Genomic DNA, 15,586 nt, shown 5'->3' on the forward strand with positions numbered 1-15,586 from the left:
CTACCTACATCGAGGTTCTAGCGTTGCCGGTATGAGCATGGAAGTCACGGCCTGGAATCAGCTGTATCGGACGATGCATGCGTCCGAGCAGAGCACGCAGTTCTCGTCGATCACGGCTCGGCGGATCCTGAGGTTCGCCGAGCCGCACCGCAACAAACTGATCGGGTTCGTCGTTCTGAGCGTCGTGCTCGCAGTTCTGGCGGTCGCGACGCCGGTACTGGCGGGACGCGTCGTCAATGCCATCGTCGACGGCGACTCGTTCGATGTCGTGCTGTGGCTGTCGGTGGCGATCGCACTGATCGCCGTCGTCGACGCGGCGTTCGGTTTGGTGAACCGGTGGCTGTCGTCGAGCTTGGGTGAGGCGTTGATTCTGGATCTGCGCACCGCGGTGTTCGACCACGTTCAGCGGATGCCGATCGCGTTCTTCACCCGGACGCGCACCGGTGCTCTCGTGAGCCGGTTGAACAACGACGTGATCGGAGCGCAACGCGCCTTCAGCGACACGCTCTCGGGCGTCGTGAGTAACCTCGTCACGCTGATCCTGACGCTCGTCGTGATGATCGGGATTTCCTGGCAGATCACGTTGCTTGCGTTGATCATCCTTCCGGTCTTCGTGATACCGGCCAGCCGGATGGGCAGGCGACTCGCGAGGCTGCAACGTGAAGCAGCCGAACACGATTCCGCGATGAGTACGCAGATGACGGAGCGGTTCTCCGCGCCGGGTGCGACTCTGGTCAAGCTGTTCGGCCAACCGGACTTCGAGTCGCGCGAGTTCGCGGTTCGCGCAGCTCGGGTCCGGGACATCGGCGTTCGGAGCGCCATGGTGCAGACGGTGTTCGTGACTGCGCTGACGTTGGTGTCGGCCCTCGCGCTCGCCGTCGTCTACGGTCTCGGTGGTTTCTACGCGCTGAAGGGACAGTTGGATCCGGGTTCGGTTGTGTCGCTGTCTCTTCTGTTGACCCGGTTGTATTCACCGCTGACGGAGCTGGCCAGCGCACGCGTCGAAGTGATGAGCGCTCTCGTCAGCTTCGAGCGTGTCTTCGAAGTCCTCGACCTCGTACCGCTCATCGAGGACAGTCCCGACGCCGTGGACGTCCCCGACGGGCCTGCTGCCGTCGAACTACGCGACGTCAGGTTCGCCTACCCGTCGGCGGACAAAGTGTCGCTTGCCTCGCTGGAGGAAGTGGCGACGCTGGATTCTCGTGGCGGCGACGAAGTGCTGCACGGCATCTCGTTCGTCGCCGAACCTGGGCAGATGATTGCCCTGGTCGGTACATCGGGCGCGGGCAAGTCCACCGTCGCGCAGCTCATCGCTCGGTTGTACGACGTCGACAGTGGATCCATCCTGCTGGGCGGCAAGGACGTCCGTGATCTGAAAGCGGATTCGATCAGAGGTGCCGTCGGGATGGTGACGCAGGACGGACATCTCTTCCACGACACGATCAGGTCCAACGTTGTGCTGCCCCGGCCGTCGGCCACCGACGACGAAGTCTGGGACGCGTTGCGTCGGGCACGGCTCGAAGATCTGGTGAAATCTCTGCCCGACGGGCTGGACACCGTCGTCGGAGAGCGCGGTTATCGGTTGTCCGGAGGTGAGCGGCAGAGACTGACCATCGCTCGGCTGCTGATTGCTCGGCCACGGATCGTGATTCTCGACGAGGCGACGGCGTCGCTGGATTCGACGTCGGAGTCAGCGGTCCAGGCTGCGCTGTCCGAGGCGCTCGCGGGCAGAACCTCGGTTGTGATCGCGCACCGACTGTCGACGATTCGGGCCGCCGACGCCATCCTGGTGGTGGAGGCAGGTTCGATCGTCGAGCGGGGAACACACGAAGAGCTCCTCGCAGCGGGTGGCCGCTACGAGGAGCTCCATCGAACTCAATTCGCTACCAGTGGATCGTGATCACCCTGCAGGAGCGGGCACGACCGTCGCCGGGTCGTTGTCCGCAGCGGCGGCGAGCATCGGGGTGAAGCCGTCGATCGCGTAGTCGAGCGAGAGCGGGCTCGAATATCCGAGAGCGGACGGAAGGTCCTGATCGAACGAACCGATGTAGGCGGTGCGGTCCTCGGCGACGGCGGGCAGCTGCGCGAACAGTGGGTTGGCGGTGAGCTCTTCTCGGCTCTTGCCGGCGACGACGATCACGTCGGAGTTCAGCTGGGTGAGTCCCTCCAGGCTGACGGTCTCGGTCTTCTCCGGAACCTGGAAGCCGAGGTCGGTGAAGAACAGCGCACGGATGTCGTCGGAACCGAGGATCATGTAGCTGCCGTCGTCCATGAGGAACGTGAGTGCGAGCGTCTTGCCGGCGAACTGCGGGTTCTCGTCCTGCGCCGTCTGGAATTTCTGTTCGAGTTCGGCGGTCTTGTCCGCGGTTTCCTGCTCCTTGCCGAGGGCCTTTCCGATGACCTCGAACTCCTGCTGCCAGGTGGCAGCGGGTACGTCCTCGTACCCGCCGATGTCGGCGATCGTCGGAGCCATCTCGGACAGCTGGTCGTACTGGCCCTTCTCGATGAAGGAGTACGGCCCGAGGATCAGATCCGGACCGGCCGCCGCGATCTGCTCGAGGTTGAGGTCGGTGCTGCCGACCTCGGGGATCTCGGTGCCACCGAGTGCGTCCTGTGCCCAGGGACGCTGGCGGTAGTCGTAGCTCAGGTTGCCGCGGGTGGCCACGGGCTTCACGCCGAGCGCGAGAACGAAGTCCTGCTCGTTGAACCCGATCGTCACGACGTTGGACGGTTCGCTCTCGATGGTCGTCTGGCCGAACGCGTGGTCGATGGTGACCGGAAACGCTCCGGATTCGCCGCCCGACTCGGACGACGACGAACTGTCGTCCGAAGAGCACCCTGCGGCCAGGGCGATGGCGGCCGCACCTGCGGCTAGCTTGAGAACACTGGAACGCACGGAAAACTCCTCGCATCGACAACGTTGTGCGAGGTAAGGCTAACAAAATCGGATGGTCGTCCCGCGGGCTCCACTCCCGGGCCTCGAACCGATCGAACGTTCAAGGCCCGGGGTCGGCCGGCCGTCAGCAGTTGCTGGGAGCGGGCACGCCGTTGAAGCGTGCGTCGATCCATTCCAGCGCCTGAGGCAATCCGAGAACTGCAGCGGTGAGGTGATCATTGCTGGGAACGAGCACTTCGGTGACCGGAACGCCTGCGGCGCAGTAGCGGCCGACCGTGTTGCTGATGGCCGAGACAGGGATGAGCGCATCCGTCGGGCTGTGCCACTCGAAGTACGGGGCCTTGGGGACACCGGGGTAGAGCTCGACGCTGTTCTCGTTGACTGCGGCAACCATCTCGGGGCTGTCGATCAAGTCGATGGAGTTGGCCACCTGCATCGCGCTCTTGCCCGCACCGACGGCGATGATGTCGTTGGTGCACGCATTCTGCAGCTGCGCTGCCATCTGCTGACCGAGCGGGTTGAGCTGCTCGCTGATCGGGATGCGCGTCGGGTACTCACGCTCGAGACCCAGAGCCGCCGCGAATGCGAGTCCGAAGACCGGGTGCGGGTTGAATCCGAGGTCGCGTGCCATGCGCTCGAGGTTCATCGGTGCGCCGCCCGCTGCGCTTCCGACGATGTTCAGCTCGGGTGCGTAGTCGTTCTGCAATGCCGCAGCCCACGCGGTGGCCATGCCGCCGCCCGAGTAACCGGCGAGTGCAACCGGGCTCTGCTGAACCTGCAGCGGATCGAAACGCTGGGTCGCCCGAATGCTGTCGAGGACGATCTGCCCGCCCATCTTGGCCGCGCCGTACGCGCTGTTCGGTCCCAGATGGTCCGCCATGTTGATGGTCCAGCCACGCTGCAATGCGACGTTCAGTGCAGGAGCCTCACGGATCATCAGGTTGGGGTCCTGCGTCCACAAGGCCTGCGACGGCGCGCACTGCAGACCGAGTGCGTTGATGATGTGCTGGTAGGACAGCAACGGCCCGTTCGGAACCTTGTTCCGCGGTGAGAACACCGTCGTCACCGCCGCGATGGGATCGCCGGCAGAGTTGGTCGAGCGGAACCGGATCTGCCACACGTCGGTGTCGAGGAAACCGGCGGGAGGCGGCATGGGCCGACTGGAGATGATGTCACCTGGATTCTTGGCCTCCAGGTCCGGCACGGGCGCATAGAAGACGTCGGAGATCGGCGTCGGTTCCAGAGGATTGGCCGCTGCGGTGCCCGTCGATATCACCGCGGAACAGGCGATCGCCACTGCCGTGATACTGGCAGCCCCGACCAGTTTGAGTGCGCGCATGACGTTGGGTTCCCTCCCGAAAGCTCTGATTACTCGAGCGTATGTTGCTGTCCTTCTACCCCACCGAATGCGATATAGGGAAAAGCAATCCGCTCGTTACGCCGCCCCCCGGCAGCGATCACCGAAGACTCCGAGATTTTATGGCACGCGGCTACAAACTGACCAGTCGGCTAGGGATCGTTCTCGAGAACCACGTCAGTCGGCTGTTTGTCGTCACGAACGCCACGCCAACTCGGGTGCCTGAGGTGCATGGAGTCCGTCCATTCGTAGAACCGAACCTCGCCGACGAGCGACGGTGTGACCCATACCGCATCTTTTCGGTCGGCGGTCGGTAGCCGTTCCTCGAACGGCGACTCGTCCGACTCCAGAGGCGAGAGCAGCGCGGCCAGAGTGTCGAGTGCAGAGTCGGTGAACCCCGTTCCCACCCGGCCCAGATACCTCAGTCCGTTCGGGCCGGGAATGCCGACGAGCAGAGAACCCAGACCACCGCCGCGCCTACCTTTCCCGCGTCGCCACCCGCCGACGACGACTTCTTGTGTTCGCCAGTTCTTCGTCTTGATCCAGGTGTGCGCGCGTCGACCTGGCTGGTACACGGAGTCGACACGCTTGGCGACGACGCCCTCCCAGCCACGCTCGACGCTGGTGGCCAGAGCTTCTTCTGCCGTGCCCGTGAGCGCCTCGGGCACCAGGACCGACTCCAGGCCGGTCGTGAGGAGTTCGAGCAGCTTGCGCCGGTCCGAGTATTTCTTCTTCACCAGCGATGTGCCGTCGAGGTGCAGTAGATCGAACGCGATGAACTTCACGTCGGTACCGGAACTCGATTGCAGCAGTTCGAAACTCGTCGATCCGTCGGCAGCGAACACCACGGCCTCGCCGTCGAGGACGGCCTCGTGGTCGGCAAGATCCGCGGCCAGCGCCGAGAAGGCGCGGAACCGCTCGGTCAGATCCTTGCCGGTCCGAGACTCCAGTTTCATCTCCCCGTGGGACATCCGCGCGACGACCCTGAAGCCGTCCCACTTGCCCTCGAACGCCCATTCGCCGTCGGGCAGGTCGGTCACGTCGCCTGCCGTCGCCAACATCGGCTGAACGCTCTTCGGTAGCTCGGGTGCATCCTTTTCTTTCATCAGGTGCATGAGCCACTGGTTTCCCTTGGTGCGGATCAACGCGAAACGGCCCTGTGCCCGAGTGCCTTTCAGAACGACGATGACCTCGTCGTCACGCCACTTCTCGAGTTCGTAGGTGCCCGAATCCCAGATGGTCACCTCGCCGCCCCCGTACTCGCCCTTGGGGATGGTGCCCTCGAAGCGTGCGTACTCCAGTGGGTGATCCTCGGTGTGCACCGCGAGGCGGTTCTGAGCCGGGTCGTCGGGAATGTTCTTGGGCACGGCCCACGAGACCAGGACACCGTCGTGCTCGAGGCGAAAGTCGTAGTGCAGGCGCCTCGCATGGTGTTCCTGGATGACGAACGTGTCGTCGTGTTCGTGTTCGTGTTCGTGTCCAGGGGTAGTGCCGCGAGGTTCGGCGGCGTCGGGCACGGGTTCGGGCGTCTTCGACGCGCTGCGCATGCTGCGGTACTTGGTGAGCTTGTCCGGCTCGCGGACCTCCAACGGCGGATCGAGGTCGGCAAGCAGATCGCCGTCGTCGTGGTACCTGCGCAGGACCTCCTCGAACCGAAGCTGGTGCAGACCAGGTGATTCGAGCTCGTCCCAGGAGCGCGGTGCGGCGACGGTCGGCTCAGATCTGCCGCGCAGCGAGTACGGCGCGACGGTCGTCTTCTTGCCGTTGTTCTGCGACCAGTCGACGAACACCCGTCCGGTTCGCTTGGCCTTGGCCATCGTCGCCGTGATGCGGTCCGGTGAGCGCTCCTCCAGCAACGTCGCCACACGCTTGGCGACGGTCGACGCCCCCGATGTCGTGAGCGGCTTCTCCAGCGGCACGTACAGGTGGATGCCTTTGCTCCCGCTCGTGACCGGGAACGCCGTGAACCCGATCTCGGCGATCAGATCGCGGATCTCGCAGGCCACCTCGGCGCAACGGGCCAGGTCGACGTCGTCCCCCGGATCCAGATCGAACACCATGCGCGTCGCCGGTCCGGGCTGACTGCCGTCGAACCGCCACTGCGGGACATGGGCCTCGATGGCAGCTTGCTGCCCGAGCCACGCCAAGTCCGCCGTGGTGGAGAACAACGGATACGTCACCACCCGATCGGAATGCTGCATGTCCCGGCGATCCAGCCATTCCGGCGCCGACGACGCGAGATTCTTCTCGAAGAACGACGACTGCTCCACACCGTTCGGCCACCGCTTCCGAGTCACGGCCCGACCGGCCAGATGAGGAAGCATCGCAGGCGCAATCGTCGTGTAGTACTCGATGACCTGACTCTTGGTGGTGCCCGTCTCCGGGAACAACACTTTGTCCAGGTTGGTCACCGAGACCTTCCGACCTGCGATGTCGAGCGTCGCCATGATCGCCACCATAGTTTGGCCGTCGCCGACGTGGGACATGATGGAAGGTATGGCGACGATCAGTGTGACCGTGCAGATGCCCGAGAACCCGCAGGGCGCGTGGGACAAGGCGTCGGCCCTGGACAGGTTCGACGAGTGGATGACCATCCACGGTGGATGGTGCAGCCCGCCGCCGAAAACGCTGTCCAAGGGCACCGAAGTCGAATCCCTCGTGAAGGTCAAAGGCTTCAAGAACACGATCCGATGGACGTTCACCGAGTACAAGGAACCCGAGCTCATCGAAATGTCCGGCAGCGGAAAAGGCGGCGTCAGGATTTCCCTGACGATCCACGTCCGCGAAAGCCCCGGCGGTTCCGAACTGACCCTCGACGCGGAATTCGGCGGCGGCGTCCTCTTCGGTCCCGTCGGAAAAGTCGTCGCCAGAGCACTCGACTCGGATGTGAAGAAATCCGTCGCCAACCTCGCGGCGCTGAAGTAGAGGACTCCGGTTTACTGCGGAGTGCGCGGCTGCCGGGTGCGACGCAGCCACCATAGTCCGGCGATGGGAAGTACGACGGGGATGAAGACGTATCCCTGGCCGAAGTGAGACCAGACCGTTGCGTCGGGGAAGTCGTCGGGCTGGATGTAGCTGAGGGCGCCGATCGCGAGGACGCCGACCAGTTCGATGATGCACGAGACCGTCACCACCTTGCGTGATGCCTCGGTGGCACGAGCGAGCCCGACCGTCGCGACGATGTAGACCACTGCAGCGACGGCCGACAGGATGTACGCGAACGGTGCGACGTCGAACCGCGTCGTCAGCTGCACGATCGATCGGGACGTTGCAGCCACAGCGAACACCGCGTAGACGGCGATCAGGAATCGGCCGAATCCGGTGCGTGTCGCCTGCTGCAGGTTGTCCCGGGGTGACGAGGTATCAGGCATATCCGGCCCATATCTGGCTGAGGCGCAACACCATGGCTGCGAGGGTGACGACGGCGACGAGCAGCACTGCTGTACCGCCGCGTGAGCGATCGCCGAGCGACCACCAGGTGCCGATCGGCAACAGCAGCAGGAGCCCCACGAGGTACGAGCCGAACGTGAGGCGATGTATCTCGCGGTCGCTGGTGAACATCATGGCGAATCCGATGACTGCTTGAGCGAGCACGACGGCCTCGGTCGCGGCGATCGTCCAGAACAGCGCCCGGTTGGATCGGTACTTCAGGAGTACCGGGCTCCCCATGACGAGTTTGACCAGAACCCACACGCCGACGATCAGGGACATCACGTACAGCAAGCCTGTGACGGCGCCGATCATCGTTTCCTCGTTCGAACTAGGCAGTGGTGCGGGTGGTCAGTAGAACTCAAGAGTATCGGTCCGCGCACGTGCCTCGATGTGAGCCCTTCGAAACAGTGCGTTATTCCGCGCGTGACCATTCGGAAATGGATGGGGCTTGTACTTGTCTCATGGCCGAAGAGCATCTCCGGCTTCGATTCTTCTCTCCACCGGTGGCCAACGATTGCCCACTCGGTTCTCAGTCACCCGCTGATCGACAACCTCTCATCCCAGGAGCACTACGTGTCCGATATCGACAACGCCATCGCCGAGAACATCGCCAAGTCCCTCTCGGAGATCCCGCACCCCTCGCTCCCCAAGGGCAGCAACATCTACGGTTCCACCAAGATCTTCCCCGACTACAAGGCCGAGAACGGCGAGAGCTACTTCACGCTCGTGCACGGTATCGCCCACGAATCATCCGTCAGTTTCGTTGCCGTGCTGCAGGCAACGCGGGCACTGCGCAAGGGCTTCGAGTCGGCCATGTACTTCTACGGTCCCGGCGCTATCAATTGCCTTGCCACGCGCGGCTTCCCGACGACCGGCGACTCAGGGTTCCCGGGCGAGCAGAACATCAACGACTCGCTCGCGACGTTCATCGCCGAGGGCGGCACCGTGTTCTGCTGTCGCTTCGGCCTCGCGCTGCACGGTGGCCGCGAGGAAGACCTGATCGAGGGCGTCATCCCGGCGCATCCCCTCGACGTCCAGGACGCCCTCATTCACTACGCACGCAAGGGCGCCATCATCAACTCGACCTACATGGTCTAGGAGCCTGACATGTCTGTCAGTGCGCGTGTAGACCTGGCGTTGCTCGGAGTTCGAGGGACGCCGCCGGTCAACAGAACGGCCGGCGCCGGGCCCAGCGACGACGGGCATGTTCGAATCGATGGTCTCGGCGCAGCCATCCCTCGTAATCCGTTGAGTCCGTATGTCCTCGAAGAGGGGCGAATCCTGTTCGACGGATCGGACATCGGTCTCGACGTCCAAGCAATCGACCGGCCGAAATTCTACGACCTGAAGACTGCCGACGGAATCGCCTACGAGAAGATCGCCAAACTCCACGGAACCAGTGTTCTCGCAACTACCGTCGTGCAGACGTGTATCAGGTACGGCGCAGACCAGCGCTGCCGGTTCTGCTCCATCGAGGCGTCGCTGGAAGCAGGAGACACGATCGCTGTCAAGACTCCGGCGCAGCTCGCCGAGGTTGCCGAAGCTGCAGTCCGACTCGACGGTGTCACCCAGATGGTCATGACGACGGGTACCTCCGCGGCGAAGGATCGCGGAGCGCGGCACCTCGCACGGTGCGTCAAGGCCATCAAGGCCGTGGTCCCGGATCTGCCGATCCAGGTGCAGTGCGAACCACCCGGCGACCTTCAGACCATCACCGATCTCTACGACGCCGGTGCCGAATCCATCGGCATTCACGTCGAATCACTCGACGACGATGTCCGTCGGAAATGGATGCCGGGTAAGGCCTCGGTGTCGATGGACGAATACCGAGCAGCGTGGAAGGAAGCGGTTCGCGTCTTCGGGCGCAACCAGGTCTCGACGTACATACTCGTCGGCCTCGGTGAGGATCCGGACGAATTGGTTTCGGGTGCAGCTCAACTCATCGAGATGGGTGTCTACCCGTTCGTCGTTCCGTTCCGGCCGCTCGGCGGCACGCTGGCTGTCGACGTCGACCATGCGGTCGCTCCGAACCGAGACGTGCTCGAGGACGTGACGCGCCGGGTAGCCAAGGAATTGCAAGCGGCATCGATGCTCGGTTCGGATCAGAAAGCAGGCTGCGCGGCGTGCGGAGCGTGCAGCGTACTGCAGAATGCGGGTGGCTGATGTATGCGAGTGACTTGGCCGGTCTGTCGGGAACGGTACCTACCGAAGCCGATTCGCACTTCTTGATCCAACCGTGTTCGAACGCTTCGCAGCTCGGCACCTACCGCCGATTGAGACGCGACATCTTCGTCCGAGAGCAGGGGCTGTTCGCCGGGTCCGATCACGACGACGTCGACGACGACCCGCGCACGGTAGTACTGGTCGCCACTGCATCCGACGGCAGCGTGCTGGGCGGAGTTCGGTTGGCTCCCTGCACATCGACCGATCTGGGGTGGTGGGCCGGCAGCCGGTTGGTGGTTTCGTCGGCGGCGCGCACATCCGGGGTCGGGCCGGCGTTGGTGCGGGCCGCGTGTGCGCACGCCGAAAGTCACGGCGTACTGCGCTTCGACGCCACCGTGCAGAAACAGAACGAAACGCTCTTCACCAGGCTGGGATGGGTCAGACGCGCCGACGTCGACGTGCACGGCGCGCCACACGTCGCCATGTACTGGCCGATCGATCGAATCGAGCGGCTCGTGGTCTCGACCAAGGCGATGCTCGCGGGTGTGCTCGCACCCTTGCGTGCTCAGCCACTCGGTCTCGGTGCCAAAGGATTCCGTGGCGACGACGGAGTCCCCGTTCCGGGGAGCGACATCATCGCCGCGTGCGACGCCATCCTGCCTTCCATGGTCGACCGCGATCCCGAATGGGCGGGCTGGTGTGCCGCACTGGTCAACCTGAACGACCTGTCGGCAATGGGGGCCCGGGCCGTCGGAATGCTCGACGCGGTCGGTGCCCCGACACAGTCGAGGCTCACGCGCATCGTCCGAGGGTTGGCCAACGCGTCACAGGCCTGGCAAGTACCGGTCCTCGGTGGTCACACCCAGGTCGGGGTGCCGTCGTCGCTGTCGGTCACGGCACTCGGAAGTACCCCGCGCCCCGTTCGCGCCGGCGGCGCGTCCGCCGGAGACGTCCTGACTCTCACCGCGGACATCGAAGGCAACTGGCGACGGGGTTATCAAGGTCAGCAGTGGGATTCGTCGTCCAGACGAAACTCCGAGGAGCTCACGCAGATGGCGTCGTTCGTCGCTCGGACGGCGCCCCGAGCCGCGAAGGATGTCTCGATGGCCGGCCTCGTCGGCACTACCGGAATGCTCGCCGAAGCGAGCGGAACCGGAGCCGTTCTCGACGTCGCCTCCATCCCCAAACCCGACGCCGCCGCCATGGGCGAGTGGGTCACGTGTTTTCCAGGGTTCGCGATGATCACCGCGGACCGTCCCGATGCGCAGTGTGCACCGTCGGGACCAGCAGTATCCGCTCGATGCGGCCAGCTCACCGACATTCCGGGCGTCGCTTTGCGGTGGCCCGACGGAATCACCACGTCAGCGGTCACGTCCACCGTGACCGGATTGGGAGAAGCATGAACGACACGACCATCTCCGTGGCCGCAGCCGAATTCGGCCGCGACATGGAACAGGGATACCGGACCATTGCCGCGTTGCTCGAAGAGGCGCGCAACCGCGGAAGTCAGCTGCTGGTGCTGCCCGAGGCCTGCCTCGGCGGGTACCTCCCTTCGTTGGGTGGCGGTGACGAATCCGAGGAAGCGCGCCGGCGCAGGCTCGAAAGCCTTCCTCCTGCTTTGGAACTGGACGGACCGGAGTTGAAGCGGGTCATCGACATGGCGGGCGACACCGTGATCACCCTCGGATTCTGCGAGAAGGACGGCGGCACACGCTACAACGCGGCGGTCACGCTGCACGGCGACGGAATACTCGGTTCGTACCGCAAGGTGCATCAGCCGCTCGGCGAAAACCTCTGCTACGACGCAGGCGACAGCTACGCTGCCTTCGATACTCCGGTCGGCCGGATGGGTATGCAGATCTGCTACGACAAGGGATTCCCTGAAGCCGCACGTGAACTTGCGCTCGACGGCGCGGAGATCATCACCTCCATCTCCGCGTGGCCGACCGCCCGTACCGCGACAGTCGAGAACATGGAGGACGACCGCTGGAAGCAGCGCTTCGACATCTACGACCGCGCCCGCGCACTGGAGAACCAGGTGGTGTGGGTGGCAGCCAACCAGTCGGGCACCTTCGGATCCTTGCGGTTCGTGTGCAGCGCCAAGATCGTCGGACCCGGTGGCGAGATTCTCGCGGGCACCGGCGTCGAACCCGGTTTGGCGACGGCGACGGTGGATGTCCAAGGGTTGATGGCGGCTGCACGCGGAGGCGGAATGTACAACCTGCGCGATCGTCGGCCCTCGGTGTACAAGACCATCACGAAAGAGCCAGTTCATGCCTGAGATGCGATTTCTCGTGCAGTGGCCCGACGGCCGCGAACAATCCTGTTATTCACCGTCTCTGGTGATGCACGATTACCTGACGCCCGGAGCGGAGTACTCGGTCGAGGAATTCGTGAAGCTGACCTCGGAAGCGTTGACGGTGGCCAGCGATCGCGTGCTGGCGAAATTCGGAATGCGGTGCACCTCCGCCGCCCAGCAGATGGAAGAAATTCACGACGTCGGCGCCGGGTACTCCTCGGGCGCAGTTCGTGTCCTGAGTATGTCGGGAGCTGAATTGTTATGAGCGAACATCACTCCGTGATCGTCGTCGGCGGTGGACAGGCGGGACTGTCCATCAGCTGGCATCTGACGCAGCGAGGAATCGACCACGTCGTCCTCGAGGCCGAGACCGTCGCGCACGAGTGGAAGGATTCCCGCTGGGACAACTTTACCCTCGTCACGCCGAACTGGCAGTGCGCCTTGCCCGGATTCTCCTACGACGGTGACGATCCCGACGGCTTCATGAAGCGCGACGAGGTCTACGACTTCGTCCGGCGGTACGCAGACACCTTCGACGCACCCGTCCGCGAACACGTCTCGGTGGTGAACGCACTCCAAGGCACCGAGGGCGGCTTCGATCTCGAGACCACAGCCGGGCCGATGCACGCCGACCACCTCGTCGTTGCGGTCGGGGGATATCACATCCCGACGATCCCGCGTTTCGCCGAGAAGCTGCCGAGCGACATCCTTCAGATCCACTCGTCGGAGTATCGCGGGTCTCATCAGTTCCCGGACGGTGACGTGCTGGTCGTGGGTACCGGACAATCGGGTGCGCAGATCGCCGAGGACCTGCACCTGGACGGCAGGAGGGTGCACCTGGTCGCGGGGACCGCTCCGCGCGTCGCACGGTTCTATCGTGGCCGTGACTGTGTCGCCTGGTTGCACGACATGGGCGTCTACGATGTGTCCATCGAAGATCAGCCCGGTGGCGTCGGAAAACGCGAGAACACGAACCACTACGTGACGGGACGCGACGGTGGTCGTGACATCGACCTGCGCGCGTTCGCGACCGAGGGCATGCAGCTCTACGGCCGGCTTCTCGGCGTCGACGACGGGGTGCTGCGGTTCGCGCCGACGCTCGAAGCGTCACTCGATGCAGCCGACGCCGTCGCCGAGTCCATCAAGGACAACATCGATGCCTACATCGAGCGTGAGGGTATCGATGCACCCACCGAGAAGCGCTACGTTCCGGTGTGGCGTCCGGAGCAGGAGACCACGGAGCTCGATCTGGCAGACAGCGACGTCACGGCAGTGGTCTGGTCCGTCGGCTTCCGTACCGACTACCGGTGGCTGAAGGTCGGTGCGTTCGACGGCGAGGGCCACCCGACGCACAACCGCGGTGTCACCTCGGTGTCGGGTCTGTACTTCCTCGGGCTGCCGTGGCAACACACCTGGGGGTCGGGACGCTTTGCTTCCGTAGCCCGCGACGCCGAGTTCCTGGCCGAGCAGATCGGCTTGGAAATCAGTGCTGCTCAGCCGGAGAAGGTAGTGGTCTAGCTTCGTGACATCCATCAGGATAGGCGCTCTGGCAGCACATTTCGGTCGAGACGTGGGTCGCGCGGTGTCCAAGATCGTCACGATCGTCGACAGCGCCAAGCGAGACGGACTCGATCTTCTCGTGCTGCCGGACGCCTCCCTCGGTGGGTACATCGACAGTCTCCGCAATCCCGACGTGTCCGAACTGCCGCCGACTCTGGACATCGACGGACCGGAGATCGCCGCCATCATGGCCGCCGCCGGGGATCTGACCGTGTGCGTCGGGTACACCGAGCTGGCCGGCGGGCTTCGCTACAACGCCGCGGTGTGTCTTACCGGCGATGGTGTGCTGGGTAGTCACCGGAAGGTGCATCAGCCGCTGGGTGAGTCGCTCGCCTACGCTGCGGGGGACACATTCTCGGCCTTCGACACTCCTGTCGGTCGGATGGGCATGCTGATCGACTACGACAAGACGTTCCCGGAATCCGCTCGCACGCTGGCGTTGGACGGTGCTCGCATCATCGCTGCATTGTCCGCGTGGCCTGCAAGTGTGACCGACCGGGCGTCCAGTCTGCCCAACGATCGCCAGTCTCGGTTGTTCGATCTGTACGACGCAGCACGTGCCGCGGAGAACCAGGTGGTCCTGGTCTCGTCCAACCAGACCGGGGTGATGGGTTCGCTCCGATTCCTCGGACAGGCCAAGATCGTCGGTCCCGGCGGCGACGTGCTCGTCAAGACACGCGACAAAGGAGGCCTCGCCGTCGTCGACATCGACGTCGACGCCGAAGTCGACCGTGCGCGCCGGGGTCTGCACCACCTGGAAGAGCGGCGAGTGGATGCGTACCCGAATCTGTTGGACGAGAAAGGATCAGGAAGTTGAAGGTGGCACTCCTGACGTACTCGTCCAAGCCGCGCGGCGGAGTGGTGCACACGCTTCATCTGGCCGAAGCGCTCGCCCGCGCCGGCGAGGACGTCACCGTGTGGTCGCTGGGTCGAGGCGGCGATGCGGCATTCTTCCGTCCCGTCGATCCGTCGGTGACGGTCAGAATGGTTCCGTTCGAGGCCCGCGAGAACGAAACCGTCGGAGACAGGATTCTTCGTTCGATCGACGTTCTGGGGCAGGCATTCTCGCGCGAGGAGTACGACATCGTCCACGCGCAGGACTGCATCTCGGCGAATGCCGTGGGGCAGTGCATCCGGACTATCCACCACCTCGACACGTTCACGACCCCCGCGCTGGCTGCGTGCCACGAGCGCGCGATCACGGAGCCTCGTGCGCGGATCTGCGTATCGGCCGCCGTGGCCGAAGAAGTACGAGCCGGTTGGGGTTTCACACCCACGGTGATTCCGAACGGAGTGGATGCGCAGCGCTTCGACGCCGCAGCGAGGTCGAGGGGAACCCAGTGGCGGGACAAGCTCGGGAAGTACGTCCTGGCGGTGGGCGGCATCGAGCCTCGAAAAGGGTCACTGGACCTGCTCGACGCCTTCTCGTTGCTGAACAGGCCGGACTTCTCGCTCGTGTTCGCCGGAGGGGAAACACTGTTCGACTACCGCGACTACCGGCATGAATTCGATTCGCGGGCAGCAGAACTGGGAATCGAACCGGTCGTGCTCGGCGTCGTCGACGACGAGGAACTGCCGCACCTGGTCGCGCAGGCGAGCGTTCTTCCGTTCTTCTCGACGAAAGAGGGCTTCGGTCTGGCCGCCATGGAAGCGCTCGCGGCAGGCACACCCGTCGTCGCCCGCGACCTGCCGGTACTGCGTGAGGTGTTCGCGGACGCCGTCACGTACGCGACGAGCCCACAGGACATGGCGTCGGGACTGGCGGATGCGATCGATCACGGCCACGACCCGGACGTCGGTCGCGCCCTTGCGCGCAGCCTGACGTGGGACGAAGCAGCACGCAGGCACCTCGACTTCTATCGGTCGGTCCTCACATAGG

The 15,586-nt window shown here is 64.3% G+C and carries 15 protein-coding genes; 10 read left to right on the forward strand and 5 right to left on the reverse strand.

Going from position 1 to position 15,586, the window contains the following annotated elements:
* The first annotated feature begins 31 nt into the window (after positions 1 to 31).
* Positions 32 to 1,900, forward strand: coding sequence for an ABC transporter ATP-binding protein (locus tag BH95_RS21580; RefSeq protein WP_026348110.1), 1,869 nt, complete (start codon positions 32 to 34; stop codon positions 1,898 to 1,900).
* On the opposite strand, the gene BH95_RS21585 is transcribed toward BH95_RS21580, so the two are convergent.
* The 3 genes from BH95_RS21585 to BH95_RS21595 form a co-directional block, all read right to left on the reverse strand.
* Positions 1,901 to 2,896, reverse strand: a complete 996-nt coding sequence (locus tag BH95_RS21585) for an iron-siderophore ABC transporter substrate-binding protein (RefSeq protein ID WP_019666938.1) — start codon at positions 2,894 to 2,896, stop codon at positions 1,901 to 1,903.
* A gap of 124 nt (positions 2,897 to 3,020) precedes the next feature.
* Positions 3,021 to 4,235 carry a lipase family protein gene (locus BH95_RS21590; RefSeq protein ID WP_020112431.1) on the reverse strand — a complete coding sequence of 405 codons (1,215 nt, stop codon included), beginning with the start codon at positions 4,233 to 4,235 and terminating at the stop codon, positions 3,021 to 3,023.
* A gap of 170 nt (positions 4,236 to 4,405) precedes the next feature.
* Positions 4,406 to 6,700, reverse strand: coding sequence for an ATP-dependent DNA ligase (locus tag BH95_RS21595; RefSeq protein ID WP_020112430.1), 2,295 nt, complete (start codon positions 6,698 to 6,700; stop codon positions 4,406 to 4,408).
* 49 nt (positions 6,701 to 6,749) lie between these two features.
* Here BH95_RS21595 and BH95_RS21600 point away from each other — a divergent pair, with 49 nt between their 5' ends.
* Entirely contained in the window at positions 6,750 to 7,178 is a 429-nt protein-coding gene (locus BH95_RS21600) for a type II toxin-antitoxin system Rv0910 family toxin (RefSeq protein ID WP_026348109.1), read from the forward strand.
* Positions 7,179 to 7,189: 11 nt separating this feature from the next.
* Here the strand turns inward: BH95_RS21600 and BH95_RS21605 are convergent, their stop codons facing one another.
* Positions 7,190 to 7,624: a hypothetical protein gene (locus BH95_RS21605; RefSeq protein ID WP_019666934.1), complete on the reverse strand. Its 435-nt coding sequence runs from the start codon at positions 7,622 to 7,624 to the stop codon at positions 7,190 to 7,192.
* A complete protein-coding gene (locus BH95_RS21610) occupies positions 7,617 to 7,997 on the reverse strand; it encodes a hypothetical protein (protein WP_019666933.1) in 381 nt (126 codons plus the stop codon). The genes BH95_RS21605 and BH95_RS21610 overlap by 8 nt, the downstream gene beginning before the upstream one ends.
* Positions 7,998 to 8,258: 261 nt before the next feature.
* Between BH95_RS21610 and BH95_RS21615 the strand changes: the two genes are divergently transcribed.
* The 8 genes from BH95_RS21615 to BH95_RS21650 are packed head-to-tail and all read left to right on the forward strand — an operon-like array spanning position 8,259 to position 15,585.
* A complete protein-coding gene (locus BH95_RS21615; protein WP_026348108.1) occupies positions 8,259 to 8,783 on the forward strand; it encodes an MSMEG_0572/Sll0783 family nitrogen starvation response protein in 525 nt (174 codons plus the stop codon).
* Positions 8,784 to 8,792: 9 nt separating this feature from the next.
* Positions 8,793 to 9,848: an MSMEG_0568 family radical SAM protein gene (locus BH95_RS21620; RefSeq protein WP_020112428.1), complete on the forward strand. Its 1,056-nt coding sequence runs from the start codon at positions 8,793 to 8,795 to the stop codon at positions 9,846 to 9,848.
* Positions 9,848 to 11,251: an MSMEG_0567/sll0787 family protein gene (locus tag BH95_RS21625; RefSeq protein ID WP_027498928.1), complete on the forward strand. Its 1,404-nt coding sequence runs from the start codon at positions 9,848 to 9,850 to the stop codon at positions 11,249 to 11,251. The genes BH95_RS21620 and BH95_RS21625 overlap by 1 nt, the downstream gene beginning before the upstream one ends.
* Positions 11,248 to 12,129 carry a carbon-nitrogen hydrolase family protein gene (locus BH95_RS21630; RefSeq protein WP_019666929.1) on the forward strand — a complete coding sequence of 294 codons (882 nt, stop codon included), beginning with the start codon at positions 11,248 to 11,250 and terminating at the stop codon, positions 12,127 to 12,129. The genes BH95_RS21625 and BH95_RS21630 overlap by 4 nt, the downstream gene beginning before the upstream one ends.
* A complete protein-coding gene (locus BH95_RS21635) occupies positions 12,122 to 12,412 on the forward strand; it encodes an MSMEG_0570 family nitrogen starvation response protein (RefSeq protein WP_019666928.1) in 291 nt (96 codons plus the stop codon). The genes BH95_RS21630 and BH95_RS21635 overlap by 8 nt, the downstream gene beginning before the upstream one ends.
* Positions 12,409 to 13,665 carry an MSMEG_0569 family flavin-dependent oxidoreductase gene (locus BH95_RS21640; protein WP_020112426.1) on the forward strand — a complete coding sequence of 419 codons (1,257 nt, stop codon included), beginning with the start codon at positions 12,409 to 12,411 and terminating at the stop codon, positions 13,663 to 13,665. Before BH95_RS21635 ends, BH95_RS21640 begins: the two co-directional genes overlap by 4 nt.
* A gap of 4 nt (positions 13,666 to 13,669) precedes the next feature.
* On the forward strand, positions 13,670 to 14,524 hold the full coding sequence (locus tag BH95_RS21645) for a carbon-nitrogen hydrolase family protein (protein ID WP_027498927.1): 855 nt from the start codon (positions 13,670 to 13,672) through the stop codon (positions 14,522 to 14,524).
* Complete coding sequence (locus BH95_RS21650; protein WP_020112424.1) at positions 14,521 to 15,585, forward strand: MSMEG_0565 family glycosyltransferase; 1,065 nt, start codon at positions 14,521 to 14,523, stop codon at positions 15,583 to 15,585. The genes BH95_RS21645 and BH95_RS21650 overlap by 4 nt, the downstream gene beginning before the upstream one ends.
* Position 15,586: the final 1 nt, after the last annotated feature.

The organism is Rhodococcoides fascians A44A (assembly GCF_000760735.1).
GTDB classification, from domain to species: domain Bacteria; phylum Actinomycetota; class Actinomycetes; order Mycobacteriales; family Mycobacteriaceae; genus Rhodococcoides; species Rhodococcoides fascians_E.

What these genes read in the sequence shown, in the direction of transcription:
- BH95_RS21580 (WP_026348110.1), top strand. Translation starts at nt 32, where the DNA reads ATGAGCATGGAAGTCACGGCCTGGAATCAGCTGTATCGGACGATGCAT.
- BH95_RS21590 (WP_020112431.1), bottom strand. Translation starts at nt 4,235, where the DNA reads ATGCGCGCACTCAAACTGGTCGGGGCTGCCAGTATCACGGCAGTGGCG.
- BH95_RS21595 (WP_020112430.1), bottom strand. Translation starts at nt 6,700, where the DNA reads ATGGCGACGCTCGACATCGCAGGTCGGAAGGTCTCGGTGACCAACCTG.
- BH95_RS21600 (WP_026348109.1), top strand. Translation starts at nt 6,750, where the DNA reads ATGGCGACGATCAGTGTGACCGTGCAGATGCCCGAGAACCCGCAGGGC.
- BH95_RS21605 (WP_019666934.1), bottom strand. Translation starts at nt 7,624, where the DNA reads ATGCCTGATACCTCGTCACCCCGGGACAACCTGCAGCAGGCGACACGC.
- BH95_RS21610 (WP_019666933.1), bottom strand. Translation starts at nt 7,997, where the DNA reads ATGATCGGCGCCGTCACAGGCTTGCTGTACGTGATGTCCCTGATCGTC.
- BH95_RS21620 (WP_020112428.1), top strand. Translation starts at nt 8,793, where the DNA reads ATGTCTGTCAGTGCGCGTGTAGACCTGGCGTTGCTCGGAGTTCGAGGG.
- BH95_RS21625 (WP_027498928.1), top strand. Translation starts at nt 9,848, where the DNA reads ATGTATGCGAGTGACTTGGCCGGTCTGTCGGGAACGGTACCTACCGAA.
- BH95_RS21630 (WP_019666929.1), top strand. Translation starts at nt 11,248, where the DNA reads ATGAACGACACGACCATCTCCGTGGCCGCAGCCGAATTCGGCCGCGAC.
- BH95_RS21635 (WP_019666928.1), top strand. Translation starts at nt 12,122, where the DNA reads ATGCCTGAGATGCGATTTCTCGTGCAGTGGCCCGACGGCCGCGAACAA.
- BH95_RS21640 (WP_020112426.1), top strand. Translation starts at nt 12,409, where the DNA reads ATGAGCGAACATCACTCCGTGATCGTCGTCGGCGGTGGACAGGCGGGA.